This is a genomic window from Sphingobacterium sp. HJSM2_6 (genome assembly GCF_049316305.1).
GTDB lineage: Bacteria > Bacteroidota > Bacteroidia > Sphingobacteriales > Sphingobacteriaceae > Sphingobacterium.
Genome location: NZ_JBMOXB010000017.1, coordinates 1 through 15,895 on the forward strand (window position 1 = coordinate 1; position 15,895 = coordinate 15,895).

General features: G+C 35.4%; 10 protein-coding genes and 1 tRNA gene. 5 read left to right on the forward strand and 6 right to left on the reverse strand.

Features of this window, described 5'->3' with window-relative positions; translation table 11 throughout:
- Window positions 1-163 precede the first annotated feature (163 nt).
- Both ACFRAE_RS14435 and ACFRAE_RS14440 read left to right on the forward strand, forming a co-directional pair.
- The gene (locus tag ACFRAE_RS14435) at window positions 164-790 is read left to right on the forward strand and encodes an ABC transporter ATP-binding protein (RefSeq protein WP_422797874.1); all 627 of its coding nucleotides are present in this window, start codon (window positions 164-166) and stop codon (window positions 788-790) included.
- Entirely contained in the window at window positions 790-1,920 is a 1,131-nt protein-coding gene (locus ACFRAE_RS14440) for a hypothetical protein (RefSeq protein ID WP_422797875.1), read from the forward strand. Before ACFRAE_RS14435 ends, ACFRAE_RS14440 begins: the two co-directional genes overlap by 1 nt.
- 737 nt (window positions 1,921-2,657) lie before the next feature.
- Here the strand turns inward: ACFRAE_RS14440 and ACFRAE_RS14445 are convergent.
- Window positions 2,658-2,745 (reverse strand) — tRNA-Ser (locus ACFRAE_RS14445).
- A gap of 237 nt (window positions 2,746-2,982) precedes the next feature.
- Here ACFRAE_RS14445 and ACFRAE_RS14450 point away from each other — a divergent pair.
- The 3 genes from ACFRAE_RS14450 (at window position 2,983) to ACFRAE_RS14460 (ending at window position 4,964) form a co-directional block, all read left to right on the forward strand.
- Window positions 2,983-3,387 (forward strand): 4-fold beta flower protein, encoded by a 405-nt coding sequence (locus ACFRAE_RS14450; RefSeq protein ID WP_422797876.1) that lies wholly within the window; start codon window positions 2,983-2,985, stop codon window positions 3,385-3,387.
- Window positions 3,388-3,391: 4 nt separating this feature from the next.
- Window positions 3,392-4,288 (forward strand): tetratricopeptide repeat protein, encoded by an 897-nt coding sequence (locus tag ACFRAE_RS14455; protein ID WP_422797877.1) that lies wholly within the window; start codon window positions 3,392-3,394, stop codon window positions 4,286-4,288.
- Between the two features lie 61 nt (window positions 4,289-4,349).
- On the forward strand, window positions 4,350-4,964 hold the full coding sequence (locus ACFRAE_RS14460) for a hypothetical protein (RefSeq protein ID WP_422797878.1): 615 nt from the start codon (window positions 4,350-4,352) through the stop codon (window positions 4,962-4,964).
- Window positions 4,965-5,041: 77 nt separating this feature from the next.
- Here ACFRAE_RS14460 and ACFRAE_RS14465 read toward each other — a convergent pair whose 3' ends face one another.
- The 5 genes from ACFRAE_RS14465 to ACFRAE_RS14485 form a co-directional block, all read right to left on the reverse strand.
- On the reverse strand, window positions 5,042-6,397 hold the full coding sequence (locus ACFRAE_RS14465; protein ID WP_422797879.1) for a glucoamylase family protein: 1,356 nt from the start codon (window positions 6,395-6,397) through the stop codon (window positions 5,042-5,044).
- Between the two features lie 6 nt (window positions 6,398-6,403).
- On the reverse strand, window positions 6,404-8,032 hold the full coding sequence (locus ACFRAE_RS14470) for a glucoamylase family protein (RefSeq protein ID WP_422797880.1): 1,629 nt from the start codon (window positions 8,030-8,032) through the stop codon (window positions 6,404-6,406).
- 41 nt (window positions 8,033-8,073) lie between these two features.
- Window positions 8,074-9,498 (reverse strand): RagB/SusD family nutrient uptake outer membrane protein, encoded by a 1,425-nt coding sequence (locus ACFRAE_RS14475; RefSeq protein WP_422797881.1) that lies wholly within the window; start codon window positions 9,496-9,498, stop codon window positions 8,074-8,076.
- An 18-nt stretch (window positions 9,499-9,516) separates the two neighbouring features.
- On the reverse strand, window positions 9,517-12,615 hold the full coding sequence (locus ACFRAE_RS14480; RefSeq protein ID WP_422797882.1) for a SusC/RagA family TonB-linked outer membrane protein: 3,099 nt from the start codon (window positions 12,613-12,615) through the stop codon (window positions 9,517-9,519).
- Between the two features lie 359 nt (window positions 12,616-12,974).
- The gene (locus ACFRAE_RS14485) at window positions 12,975-15,833 is read right to left on the reverse strand and encodes a triple tyrosine motif-containing protein (protein WP_422797883.1); all 2,859 of its coding nucleotides are present in this window, start codon (window positions 15,831-15,833) and stop codon (window positions 12,975-12,977) included.
- Window positions 15,834-15,895: the final 62 nt, after the last annotated feature.

The window sequence follows — 15,895 nt, forward strand, 5'->3', positions numbered from 1 at the left end:
TTATTGGTCTTCCCATATTACTAAAGTTAAGTGTTTTTGAATAAAACACTCTCTTAGTTAAGATTCAAACGTGTCCACTTTTTGCTGACGATTTACAATTTATTAATTATTAATTAGTAATTTAATAGAGATTGAAAAATGTTAGATATAATTCGAAATAAAAATGCTAAAAATCAATAATTTAAAGAAGCATTATGGAACATTATTAGCTTTAAATATTCCACATTTAGAATTTCAAGAAAATATATATTGGATTAAAGGACAGAATGGCTCTGGTAAAAGTACTCTTCTTAAGTGTTTGGCCGGCTTATTATCTTTTAACGGAGATGTTTTATTTGATAATACTTCATTGAAGAAAAAACCAGAAAATTATTTACAGCTCGTAAATTATTCGCCAACAGAACCCATTTATCCTGATTTCTTAATTGGATATCACCTTCTTGATTTTTTTGTCAAAAGTAAGAATACAAAAATTGATTATGTAATTCCTATGATAAAATGTTTTGATATGGAAGAATATATATATGATCAACCTATTTCTCAGTATTCAAGTGGGATGCTTAAAAAGCTATCTATATTATTGGCTTTTGCGGGCAATGTTAAATTAGTTTTGTTGGATGAACCATATATTACATTGGATCTCGAAGCCTCTGCATTCCTGAGCGATTGGATTTGTCAATTTAAAAAAAACAATGGAATAATAATTATGACATCACATCTAGATTCTTTGCCCTTTCCTGCTAAAGAAATACAATTAAATAAAGGTATTATAGTAAAATCAAAAGTGTGATGAAATCAATACTTGTCAATATTTTTGCAAAAGGTTTTTATAAAAAATACGCAAAGGCTTTTTTGTTTGGGTTTTGTATGTCTTTTAGTTACTGTATTTATATCCAAACTGCGGGAGAATTTTTATTAGAAACACGTGATTTTTGGACAATGTTGATTTCTTTAAAAATTGCTACTGACCCTATATTTATTCTTATTTTCTGGATTTTTTCACTGATTTATACCGTAATATTTCTAAAATATTTAAGATTTGAGCTTACCCAAGAGAGGAATTCTTTTATTCAATATACATTGAATGGTATGAAGTCTACTAATCGACGATCGCTTTGGTTTCTAGTTCTATTGGTGGTATTTTTACCTCTGCTATTATTCTCAATATACTCTGTATTCATAGGGTGTTATTTAGAAAATAATCTTTTAGGTCTCGTTAATTTGATCTATGTATTCGTTTTAATGGTTATTTCTGTAATTTATATTAATCATTTTCGTCTATTTAATATTTCAGAAAAAGAAAAATTATTTAGAATAAGCAGTTTCAAATTAGGCAAAGGACAACAGTATTTGCTTAATCTTTTTAATCATATAAATCATAATCTAGGGCCTTTGATTGCATCGAAGGTATTATCTATCCTCACAATCTACATATTGATTATATTGTTTAATATCGAAACCACAGTAAATGATTATCGATATGTTATTTTTGTAGCTCTTACTTTAAGTTGCTTTAATTCATTTTTGTTATACAAAGATTTTATATTTGAGGGTAGTTCAATGGCATTTTTACTTAATTTTCCTATAAATAGTGTAAAACGCTTTATACTACCCATACCTTATTATCTAGTTTTGATTATACCTGAAATCATTTATATAGCCATATTATTAAAATTCCAATCTTCAATATTAGCCTTTTGTTCAATAATAATATTTATGCTGGCTATTAGAAGTTTTATATTATCGATTGGAAATCGTCCTTTATCAGTAATAAAATGTATAAGTATATACTACTTTCTAATATTGATTTTAATCCTTTATGGAGGTTATTTTATTGCCTTAATTTTAATTTTTTTTATTTCATACTTTTTCTTTAGAAGAAATTACACCTATGAAAATTTAGAAAATAATCAAAACTAAATTTTTAAGTATTAATGGCACAACTTGAATTGTCTATAAATCATATATTATAGAATTCGTAAACTGATTCTTTTAAAAAAAAATTATCTCACTCAATTAAAGAGGTTTTTTTTGAAGATAAGTTTTATAAAACTTATCTATACTACATCCAATTTCCTTCTAATATTGTTTTATAGGAAATTTGCATAGAGCAAAAATAGATTCGCTTCTAGAGTTTCATCACTTTCAAATTACTTATTCCTTAGTTTCAAAAAATTCTTTATTTCATTATTAGACTTAAAACATTAATGTAAAGGATATCTTTACATACAAAGCTTACATTACATAAATGTTTTTAATTTAAAGAGAAGATACTCTTAGTCGTATGATGAATTTCCCTGATAAAGTTTTATGAACTATTTTTTCTTGATCTTTCTATATTTTTTCAGTTAATAGTTTTCTAAAAAAAACATATATTAATATGGAAAGTTTAAAAACAGGGGTAAGGTTTTATTCAAATTATAGAATGATTAATTCATATTTCAGACTTTACTTTGAATACAGATATAAATACCAAATTTCCGAACATAAATAGTTTCCGTTTTGACGAAGAGAATTATTGCCACGATCATGCCATAACTTTTAGGAGTGTTTTTAAAAATTTTGGGATAAGTCTAAAATTAAAAAAGCCTGCAAAACGTTATTTTGCAGGCTTTTAGTGTTTTTATGAGCTTTTTTAAAAGCTTTGAAACTTATATTGGCGGAGAGTGAGGGATTCGAACCCCCGGACCTGTAACAGTCAACAGTTTTCAAGACTGCCGCATTCGACCACTCTGCCAACTCTCCGCGACAAAAGTAGAAAATTTCAATCGCTCTCCAAAACAAAATTATTAGTGCTCTGAAAATGAGGAGAATTAATTTTTATTTGTTTATTTGGAGCTGAATAATTCATTTGTTTTGTTACTAACTGAAAATAATTTTCCTTTATCTTAAACCAATTGGGTTGGTTTTTGTCCAAATCAAAACTAAATGCCTAATGTGATGAATCTATTTAAATCCAATATCTGTTTATTTGTTTTTGTTATGAGTAGCTTGTTTATCTGCCAAGCTCAACAACTTTCACTATATAATAAAAATGGTGAACCAACGGCCTATATTGACTTCGATCGGGATGGAACTCTATTTAATTGGAATGGAACGCCGATGGCATTTCTAAAAACCGATGGGGAAGATAATCAAGTGATCGGTTTTAATGGTCGTTTTTTAGGTTGGTATGAAGAAGGAGTCCTGTATGATAAGCAAGGTCGAGTGATTGGGCAATCGAAGGAGCATTATTTTGGAGTGACTAGGATTGAACCGATTAAAAGCATACAACAAATCATTCCGATTAAGCCTATTGTTATTCACATTGAATTTAAACCTATATTTTTTAACATTTGGTCATCCACTTCTTTGGGAGAATTCTTGTATTTTGGGAAAAAGAAATAATTGGATGATACAGTATAGAATTCTCTTCTTATCCATAATGCTCAGCATATGTAATATTCCGTATGGAATCAGTCAAAGTCAGGACCTTCAATTCAATACCAAATTTTATGATGCGTTCGACCGTTGGGTGGTATTTTCAGTAGATGAAAACACAAATAAAGCTTCAGTAGGGTTTATTTATTTAGATGAAGAATCTGGCCCAACCTTCTATTTTGAAGGATATATGGACTTAGATAAACCTACACTACCTTTAACAAAGTTGCTGGAAGAAGCCAGTATAAGAAAACGATTGGAAACCAATACTTCAGATGTGGCGGTCTTATCGGATGCTCAAATTAAAAATTTAGGATTAGCACCCTTACCGGAATGGTTGGCATTATACCAAACTAAAAAGGGGACAGATGGTTATGAAATTAGTAGAGGGAGGTGGTTTAATGCGGTTGGAGCAAGTCATAAAGCAATTCCCATCCTTCAAGCAATCTATCAAAAAAATCCGCATGCTGATGGCTTAGAGTTTGAATTAGCTTTTGCATATAATGCAACAAATAGCTTTTATAAGGCAGTGGTGATATTAAATGAAGCAATTAAGCACGATCCTTCTAATTTCTGGTATTACCGTGAACTTGGATACGCGTATAAGTATTTGGATAATATCAACGAAGCTGAAAAAATGTATAAAAAAGGCATATCACTAACTAAAAATAAATATCAACAAGCGGAAATGGCCGTTAATATGCTTCAGGGTTATTTTCATAAAATGGACAAAGTGAAGTATGAGGAGTGGAAGAGTTTATTAATTCAATATGCAGAACCCGGAGTTATATTTTTAGAATACATCAAACTCTTTGATGATAATTGGGGTAAACATAAGGCAGAAGGCTCCTCAAATCCTGTGAATTAAATCTTTACTGTTGCTATAATCATTTGATTAAACTAATTTTAAGCTCATATAACTCGAACTTATGAAACTAATTAAACCCTATACAAGTGTAAGCCAGGCAATAGATTCTTTGGATAATGGCGGTCAATTCTATGATTTTTTTACCCAAGCGGATGATGATATCATTTCCTCTTCTGAAATCGGAAAAGTTGCAGGAGCTGCTTTTCAGAAGCAAAAAGCGGTGCTTTTCCTTCAATTGGCGCTAAGTAAACTATCTGCTCGCGAGCGATTGGAAGTAGAAGGTAGATTTGATGATCATCTAAGTGCACAGTATGATAAATTCAGGGGAAAGGAACTGATAAGAATGGACGGCTTTGATGACCTTAAATTGGCGAGTGCAGTATTTGTTCGTGGAATTCCCAAAAAAATTGAAGAAGTGGGATATGTTACCGGCTTTATCATGGTACCGGTAATCGATGTGTTCAGTTTGATTCCGATTACGGATGCTTACACCGTTTATCAATTGTTTGATGAGGAAAACAATGAAAGCTTTTTAATCGCACATGATAAGGAAGCTGAACCACTTCCAGAGAAAGAAATCAGTGTAGCAGGGCTTATCAAACAATTCCAAATCTCTCAAGATGAGGAAAGTGAAATTGAACGATTTATTGAAGTAACCTATTATTTTGAAAATTAAGGTATAGCATAATCTATAAAAAAAGCAGTGAATTGTCTTTGTAATTCACTGCTTTTTTTATGTCAACCATTGCGTAATTAAGGATGATTAAATCCTAATTTTTTTAATCCTGCTTGAATTTCTGGAGCACTCATAAATAGCTCCCATATTAATCCACTGCGATAATTTTCAATCATTACAACAATAGGACCTTGGTCTATTGCCAAATAGCGTTGGGGATACCAGTTCTCTGTTTCGCTATATGCATCATAAAAACCATATTTGCCCCAAACTTTTGTGTCCAAGGAATCTAATAGGTATCGTGCAAATGCAATACTCTCTTTCGGAGCATACGGCATAGAGGATAAAGCTGCTGTAGGACTAATCACCGATTTGTCATTATCGGGATGATGAGCGTCGTATCCTGCAATGGAATAACTTGCGGTCAATCCCCATCCTTTATCTTTACCATAGCCTTTAAACTGTTTGGGATTAGCTTCCGCATAGGCAATATTGATTTGTGTATGATTCTTGACCACCTCTTCATAGTTCACGTAGGAATCGGATAAGCCAATTGGATTCAAGCCTGTGAAGGAATAATGTGCCCAAAATAAGGGGCCAACTTCAGCCTCTTTGGCATTGTGTTTTATGCCTATAGGAATATGTAATTTTTGCAGGTCTGAAACGATCTTACCTGAGCGTGCCCAGCCTTCCCGATATACAGCAGTATCTATCGGATGCGTAGGCGAAGAGGCTGCCAAAACATAGGTTATTAAACATTCATCATATCCTTGAATTGCATGATTCATTCCAAATTGATGGGATGGGCTCCAATGCCAATAGAGTACGTTTTTACCATTGGTATAATGCTTCCAATCGATTCCCTTCCATAAATCATCGGCCTTCTGTGCTACCGTTTTTTGTAATTCATCGCCATTTTTAAAATATTCTCGTACGACGATTAAGGCTTGTGTAAGAAAGGCTGTTTCCACAATGTCACCTCCATTATCCTTTTCGGAGAATGCTTTTACTTTTTTGCTATCCCCATGGTACCAATGTGACCAAGCGCCTTTGAACCTTGGGATCTCCGCGAGGTAATTCATAATGGAATCTAATCGTTGAGCGCCTTGATCCTTGCTGATATAGCCTCTTTCCATCGCGACCACCATCCCCATGATTCCAAAGCCACTTCCACCAATGGTAATGACTTGTTGATCATTCTCCGGATAGTTACCATCGATATGTATTCGTTCCCTTGCTAAGCCAGAAGTAGGTTCTGCTCCTTCCCAAAAATAACGGAAGGTTTGCTTTTGAATCTGATCTAATAATGCTTCATCTGAATCTTTTGACGCTACTGTTGAAGATTGCTGCTGTTCTTTTTTAGTGGATGTATTACAACTGAGTAAAAATCCGCAAGCAAGAATGCCACAACCTACGAGGTTGAAAATTTTCATAGTTAATTATAAGTTAGGTGATGTAAACCCAAGTTTCTTGAGTCCATTTTTTATTTCTGCAGCTTTCATTACTTGTTTCCAAATGAGTTGACTGCGGTAATTTTCTATGCCTATAATGATTGGTCCTTGGTCTATCGCGATATAGCTGTCTGCAAACCACAATTGATCTAAGGAAAATCCATCTTTAAACCCATATTCCCCCCATATTTTATCTCCTAATTTATAATAAAAATAGCTTAATGCTTCTTTGGATTCATTAGGAGTGAATGCCATGGAGGATAGAGCAGCAGTAGGCGCAATAACACCTATATCATTGCTAGGTGATTGAGCTCCATAACCAGTAGGAATATCACCTGCGGTCAATCCCCAACAGCTGGAAGAATAGCCGTAATATTGTTTAGGATTTTCTATGCTATACGCTCTATTAATCAGGGTATGGTTTTTAGTCTGCAATTCATAGTCCGCATAAGCATCTTTTAGACCGGTCGGATTAATTCCTAAAAAGCTGTATTGTGATACAAATAGTGGTCCCCCCAAATCTGCTCCTAGGGGCAAATCATAATTGTAAAAGCTTTTTCCGTTCTTCATTGCGCCATTTCTTGCCCAACCTGCATCATATACATTTTTGCTAATGCTATAATTTGTTGAACCTGCCGCCAACACATATACGAGGAGTGATTCATTCCATCCTGAAATTTTGAGATTCATTGCCCAAGCTTGTGTTGGACTCCAATGCCAATACAATACGTCTTGCCCTTGCTGAAAGAAATTCCATTCCACGGCTTGATAAAGTGTATTGATGTCCTGTGTTAACGTGGCGTCTTGAAAATACTCACGTGCAGCTAATAATCCTTGAAATAATAAGGCTGTTTCGACTAAATCCGCACCATCATCTTTGGGACTGAAAGGAATCGTTTTGCCCGTTGCTCCATGATACCAATGCGAAAATGCACCATGGTAGGTGTCTGCATTTTGTAAGAAATGTACAATTTTATTAAGGCGTTCAAGTCCTTGCGTCCTCGTGATAAACTGCCGCTCTACAGCAACTAAAATAGCCATAACGCCGAATCCTGTTCCGCCAATCGTTACGGTTTCTCCTGAACTATGACGCTCCCTAATCATGCCCGAATGGGGATGCGCATAGTCCCAGAAAAAAGCAAATGTTTGCTTTTGTACTTTTTGGAGTAATTCCTCTTCGGATATCCTCGGGAATTTATCTCGATCATCTACTGCAGTATGAAAGGTATAACTACTGGCTTGCTTTAAAGCTGCCCCATCTATACTTTTTAACGAATTGCTTATATGTAATTGATAGCTTGTTAGGCCTTTATAGCTTGTTTTTGGTTGAACCTGCACAGTTTTTTTATCCGCAGATACCTGCAATTGAACTGGAAGGCTGGTTTTATCAGATTCTTCTACATAAATGTATTTTTCCAACTGGCTTACGTCCAAGGCCTGTTCAAACGTTAACCTGAATGATGCGTTTAGCGGTATTCCTTTCGAAATGCCCCCTAAAGATTGGTCGGCATGCTGCACATCCAATACTTGAAAGCTGGGGTTTGATGCTATTGGACCTTGTTCAGACTTGGAACAACTCATCAATAGAAAAAGAAATAAGGCTAGTATAGGTCTCATAGTTAATTAAAAATAGGGAAGGTGTACACCTTCCCTGTAGGTTACCAATCTTGATTTTGAGACATTTCTGGGGTTTGTACCCGTTGTGCCTCAGGGATTGGGAATAAATAGTGTTTTGGTAAAAATGCTTTACCATTGGCTTTCATGGCCGTTTCTGCTTGTTTGGTACGAACCAAGTCAAACCAACGATCATGTTCCATCGCCAATTCTAATCGTCTTTCCTTCCAAATCTTTTGACGTAAGCTTGCCTGATTGTTGTCGTTTACAATTTCTAGATCTACGCGATCTCGAACCATATTCAATGCGGCTAATGCTTCCGAATTATTATTTAATTCATTTGCTGCCTCAGCAAGGATTAAGTATACTTCGCCCAATCGCATGTAACGAATGTTTTTATCACCATCACCAGAGCCTCTATTGGCAGATGAAAATGCTTTTTCATTATACCGAGGGTTGATTGTAGATGAAATCAATGTTCCATCCCATAATGTTTCCCCATCAAAGATTATGGTTGCATCTTTTCGGATAGCATCTCCTTCGGCGTCAAAGGCATCTACTAAATTTTGCGAAGGCGTATTAAAACCCCATCCAATTGGGGTAGTACCACCACGAGGTCCTTGAGTTTCGGAATATTGTTGAATACCGTGAGCAATGGATTGGCCTCTTCCTTGGAATTCAAAAATTGATTCTTTCCCATTTTCCGTTTCAGCTCTCCATATTTTAGCATAATCCGTTTCTAAGCTATATTGTCCAGAACCGATTACTGTCTTAGCCATCGTAAAGGCATTTTGCCAATCTTGACGATATAGGTATACCTTCGCCAATAGAGCTTGAGCAGCACCTTTGGTAGCACGGCCTAAATCTTTTGCTGGATAAGCAGATTTTTCCGGTAGGTTTCCTATAGCTGCTAACAGGTCTGCTACAATATAATCGTACACTTCATTTGCAGGTTTGCGTTCTGATACACTAATTTCTTGAATAGGTATATCGCCCCAACCACGTACTAAATAAAAGTAATTTAATGCTCTTAGGTACTGAGCTTCACCAATCAGTCTATTTTTATATGCAGCATCGGTTAATCCAAATTCTTCGGTGTATTTGATGGATTCCGTAGCACGTCCAATGGATTTGTACCAACGTTGCCACATGGATTCTAAAGATCCTGCAGTGGTTGTAAACGTCAACTCATCAAACAGCATTTTATCACCACCAGGATCAGAGATTTCAGAACCTTTGTCGGAATTATCTGAGATCATATCGGTAATTGCTAAGAAAGAAAAAGCATAGTCCCATTCGGTAAACATACCGTATATCCCATTTACAAATTCCTCCGGTGTTACCTTCACATCACTATCTCCAGCTTCAATGATTTCCGTAGAAGGTACATCTAAGAAATCATTTGAACAGCCCTGGAACATAAATCCTGCAGCTGCTAATAAGGCTATATTTAAGTGTTTTAATTTCATAATCATTTTCTTTTACCGTTAGAATTGAACATTTAGACCAAATAAGAAATTCCTAGTTGTAGGGTAGGCAGAAAGTTCAATACCCGGTGTTAAATCTGGTCTTCCATCACTTGCAATCTCTGGTGAAAATCCACTGTATTTTGTGAAAATGAATGGATTCTGTGCCATTAGATAAAGTCTTAAGTTAGATTTGCTGGAATATAGATTTTTGAACGTATAACCCAGTGTGATGTTATTGATCCTGAAATAGTTTCCTGATTCTAAATAATAGCTGGAAGCTATCGCGTCACGGTCTGCACCTGGGTGAACATTACTTTTATTTTCTGGAGTCCATCGGTCTAAGAAGATATCTTCAGAGATATTCTCACCACCGTTAATACGTGTTCCTTTTAAACCATTGTAGATTTTATTTCCAGCAACTCCATATCCTTGCAATAAGAAGTCTAAAGCTTTATAATTTATCGCTAAATTAATACCATAGGTAGAGGTAGGTAAGTAGCTGCCAAAATGTTTCTTATCTCTAGAATCAATTAATCCATCTCCATTTTGATCTTTATAACGTAAATGACCTACACGAGGGTTACCATACTTTGGATTATTAGCGATTTCATCTGCGGATTGCCATACGCCATCGGTTTCAAATAACCACCAAGAATAGATGGATTGACCTTCGCGCAATTCCTTAGTCACTTCTCCGTTGGATAAACTTCCCCCTTGACTGCGATCGTATGATGGAACTACATCAATTACTTCATTCTTATTATAACCATAGGTAACGCCAAATTTATAATTTAGATCTTCTGAAACAGTTTTACTCCAATTTAATGCTAGTTCTACCCCCGAATTGCTAACCTTTCCTCCATGATCGTAAAAATCAGTAGAGAATGGAGAACTCAACGTTGGTCTAACATTTAGAATGACATTCGTGTTCAATTTATTATAGTAATCTATCGATCCCGATAAGCTTTTCCACAATTCGAAATCCAATCCTACACCTGCTTCACGGGTAATTTCCCAAAAAACATTTCTTGCACGAGATCCAAATGCTGCTCCAAATACCAAATCCTGACCAGGTCCAAAAACATAATTATAATTGGAACTTCCCGCACTGGTTAATATTTGAGAAACATTTAATGGAATCTCTTGGTTTCCTAATTTTCCCCAATTTGCACGTAGCTTAAGGAAATTGATGCTGCTGTGATCTTGTAAGAAATCTTCATTGCTGATGGTCCATCCTAAACCAAAAGAAGGAAGACCTGCGTAATACTTGCCAGTACTTCTGAACACAGAGGTTCCATCGTAGCGGTAAGTGGCGGTAGCATAGTATTTACTATCGTAATTGTACTGAACACGACCAAAATAGGAGGCAAGCGCACGCTCTTGTGTTAAAGATTGCAATACAATTTTCTGATAGTCAGAAGATGCAAAATTCAAATTCCAATATTGTTCCTGATTTGGCAAATCATAACCCGTTGCTTCAAAGAAGTTACCAATATTATCCTTTTGTCTAGAAAAACCAGCCAATGCTTCTAGATTATGCTTATCAAACGTTTTTTGGAAAGTGATGAAGTTTTCCCATATCCAGCTAAATGACTCTGTATTACGGTAGTTTAAACGATTGTAAACGTAATTTAAAGAAGTAGGGTTGGTGCTTTTCAATCCTTCAAATTCTGCTTCAGTGCGATTAGGATTACCTTGTAGGTATTCATTCAATACGTCGGCATAAATACGTGTTTTACCATAGCGTTTATTTCCACCAATACGAGAATTTATTTTTAAGTAATCGGTGATCTTAAATTCACCTTCAATTCCTCCCTGAATGGCGATATTTCTTAATAATTCATTGTGTCTATTTACTTGGAATAATGGGTTTCCTGTATTGTTAAGTGATCCTAACCGTTCGCCAGCACCAAATAAATACGTGACTTCTCCAGTGTTTTGGTTATATAAAGGTGCTCCATATCTTCCATTATCATAAAATGTAGGAACCAAAGGAGATTGCCTATACGCCGAATTGAAAGCATCAAATGGCTTTGGGGTTGAATTGTTGAAATTCAGGTTAAGATTTTGACTGAATTTCAAACGGCCTTCTAAAAATTTGTAGGTATTGTTATTGCGAATGGTATTTCTTACAAACTTAGAGCCATCTAAAATACCGTTTTCGGTAAAGTTATTCGCAGATAGCAAATAATCTACGTGTTCAGATCCTCCAGATATTTGAATATTGTTATTATATACCGCTCCATTTTGAAGCAATTCATCAAACCAATCGGTGTTGTTTGCTTGCGTAGCATTTAATCGAAACGCTGATCCTAATCCTGCTTGATTTTCATTGTAATAAGTAATGTATTGACTGGCATCTGCCATTTTCACCTTATTCAAGATGTTTTTCATACCTGCATATCCTTGGTAGCTGATGTTTACAGTTCCTGCACGCCCTTTCTTCGTGGTCACCATAATTACCCCATTAGCCGCGCGAATACCATAAATGGATGCAGAAGAAGCATCTTTTAAGACGTCCATAGATTCGATATCGGCAGGGTTTATGTTATTTAAATTATCAACTGGGAACCCATCCACTATGTACAAAGGGTCACGGCCTCCTAAGGCAGTACCCAATCCACGAATCACAATTTGCGGTGTAGAACCCGGTGCTTCAGATGCTGTAATATTAACACCCGATAATTTACCTTGTATAGATTGAATTGCAGACATTGCAGGTTGCTGCGCAATATCGGCGGCTTTAACACTTCCAATAGCCCCTGTCAAATCGGCTTTTTTGGATGTACCATAACCTACCACCACAACCTCTTCTAAAGACATATCATCGCTCTCTAGGTTTACGGTTAAATCAGTTTGTTGCCCAACAACCAGATTTAATCTTTTGTACCCTATATAGGTAAATATTAATTGATCCGAAGGAGTAGCATCAATGCTAAAACGGCCTGCCTCATCCGTTTGCGATCCTCCAGTTTTACCTTGGATTGTAATGGTTACTCCAGACAAAGGCTTCATGGCCTGCTGATCCATAACAACTCCTGTAACGGTTTTGGTTTGTCCATATAGCCAGGTTAGGCTTATTAGGAAAACTAAGGTCAGTGTAAATAATTTCCTCATGTAACTATGGTTAATTGCTAGATTATTAGTAAGTAATTACTTCAATACGTTTATATTAACAAATATGTGATGTATTAAAATTGTTTTAAAATAATAAAGGTTCACATTACTACTACAAGCAGTAAATAATTGCTCATTTAGCTATTTAGTTTTGATTATTGTCTTGAAAAATAGGATGTTATCTATTAAATTTACCTCATCATTTCCCTATGATTGTGTATAAAATACACATAGTCTTTGTATAGGTAATGATGTAGTTATTTTACACAAATATGGGAGCTGTGTTGGCGATATAAGTGAATAGTTGCCCATAAAATAGCGTAAGCATAGGCGCTAAACTATCGATAATGAGTAATCACTTACAGTTCTAACAGGAATTCTGTTAGGTTTTTTTGAGTAGGAAGATTCAGTTTTTTACGAAGTCTATACCTTCTTATTTCGACGCCGCGTGTACTGATGTTTAATAAACTCGCTATTTCTTTGCTAGACATATTCAATCTCAAATAGGCACAAAGTTTAAGATCGTTTGGTACAAGTTCTGGATAGGCCTGCTTAAGCTTCTTAAAGAAATTTTCATGCGATTCATTAAAGCTTTTTTCAAAGATATCCCAATCCCGATCATCATTATGAGCCTCATCAATTAATTTATTGACTTTCCTTAATTGTTCTAAGTTAAGTTGATTGCCTTGGGCGTCTTTCAAATTCAATAGTTCTTGGTGTAAATTGTTTAACATTTCGTTTTTATAAACAATATTCATCGCAGAATTTGACAGCTCTCTATTTTTATTTTGCAACTCTTGTTCTAGTTGTTGGTTTCTAATAGCCATCAGCTTACGCTCAGTCTCTTCAGCTTCCCTTGCTAATCTCTTTTCTTGATCGATAAGCAATTGAGCTTCTAGCTTACTCTGATGACGTAATAATCGGCTTTGATAGTTTTTGTTGAATTGGTAAAATAGAATTCCAATAAGCAGCATATAAAGCAATATAGACCACCAGCTCCAGTACCAAGGCGCATTAATATGAATTTTAAGCGCTCTAATTTCCGATTGAATGCCATTTGCACTCATGGATTTAACTTGAAATACATAATCCCCATGTGGCAAATTGGTGAAATCTTGATAACCAACCTGATCCCAATCAGACCAAGTATCTTTATAACCAAGCAGTTTATACTGGTACTTGATCGCTGTAGACTCGTACCATGGACTGGCAAAGGATATACGAATGTTATTTTTGGAATAGGGTACATTCAAATTTTCATATATGGGCTTTATACCATCCGTAATATTCCATACTTGAGTAACATAAGGTGCAGGTATACTGTCTTTTATTGCATTTTGTTTAAAGTATAACGCGAAGCCATTATCAAGACCTATTAAGGTTAATTGATCATTGATAGGAAATAGATATTCATATTCATTCATCATGCGCCCCTTCAATGAATTCCAGGAAGTGGAGTCAATCTGTATAGTTCCAGTAGGCGAGAATTTTACATGAGCGAGGTGAGAAGGTTTGATGAACCAATATTCATTGTCCTGAATAGGAATAACTTTATGAGCATTGTAAAAGCTACCTAATTGCTTATTGAGTTCTTTATAAGGCTTAAATTCCCATAAAATATTATCATATACATAAAAGCCAGAATCTGAGGCAAACACAATATTATTGGCTAAATTAAACAAGCCATTGATTCGAATATGTTCTGGTAATCCTTTTTGATAAATCGAAAATTCGCTACTCTCCTGAAAATCATTGCTTAATTTTAAATTATAGATATGCTGTTTATTACTCAGCCAAAATTCATGTGGGGAGCGCTGAATAATATCGCGGATGGGTGTGGCTTGTTTTTGGCTAAATTGTTTCACAAAGGTGATTTCAGGGCTTTCTCGCATCAAACCAACACCTGTATAATTCCCTTGTAGCCAAAAAGGACTTTGATTGATGGGCTGAAATTTCCAAGCCCCAGTAAAAGATGATATGCGTTTTAATTGGTTGTTTTGAACCAGAAATGTGCCATTATTATGACCACAAACCAATTGCTTGTTCATCACAGTCAATTGCCAAACCTGCCCTTGAGATTGTGGAATAATGCGAAATTGAAGAGATTCGTATTGATTGGTTCCTTTCCAGTCGCTCACGAATAAGCCTTGATTGGTACCCAAATAAATTTGATTATTGAACAAAACAGAAGTATATACCGTGCCTAGGCCACCACCCAAATCGGTATAGTAAAACAAAGAACTATTGATATCGATACGATCAATCCCATTATCCAAGCCAACCCAAAGGTTCGATTGTTTATCCAATGCTAAACTAAGGACCGTATTGTTTTGTAGGCCATTACTTTTGTTGATGTGTTGAACAATTTCACCGGCTTTATTTAAGATATAAACCCCGTTTTGTATTGTTCCAAAAGCATACTGATCGGAAAATAAAGAAATACCATTGTTGATTTGATGCTTTTTCAGTAGATCTTGTGCCTCATTTTCCCAGGCCCGAATTTCTCCAGCTTTATTCAGGATAAATAATCCATGATTCGCAGTGGCGATAAGGGTCTCTTCTTTATCGAAAGCTAACATGGATAAGATGTTCATATCCTTGAGTTTATTAGCTTCATGTAAAGGAATTAATTGATTGTTCCGGAACTCGTGTAATCCAGAAGGTATCTGTTCGAAATAGAGTTTATTTCTTACTTTGAAGCTAAATAAAAATGGTTCACCATCAGCTTTTATTTCTGTAATGCTTTTTCCATCGTAGCAGTAATTTTTGGAGAAACTATGAAAATACAGTTTGTCTTCATGTTCTATAATTCGCCAAATTTCATCTTGTTTTAAACTTTGTTTGTCTTTTACTAGATCAGATAAGCTGCTGTACTTCATTTCACCCAAAGAACCACGAGTCCAATAACCGAATTCTCCTTCACCTCCAACCAGAATTCTTCCCTTAGAGTCAATATAGGCACTCCGTAGACTGGTGCCATTCTTTACGCTATATAACTTCCATTCATGCCCATCAAAACAAAGTAATCCTTCGGTATTTGCGGCGTAGATGAAACCTTCTTGACTGATTGCAATATTCCAATTTTGGTTGCCCCCTTGGTATTGAAACTTCGTGTATTGTTGTACATATGGCGTACCTACACGTGGTATTTCCTGGGTATATCCACTGTGTAGATTTAAGAGTAGTATCGTAAATACGAGTAAAAATTTTTGCAGCATAGATGTCTTTCCATTCAAATATAATAAAACAACGAAAAATTCACGCACATTAACCTTGCGTA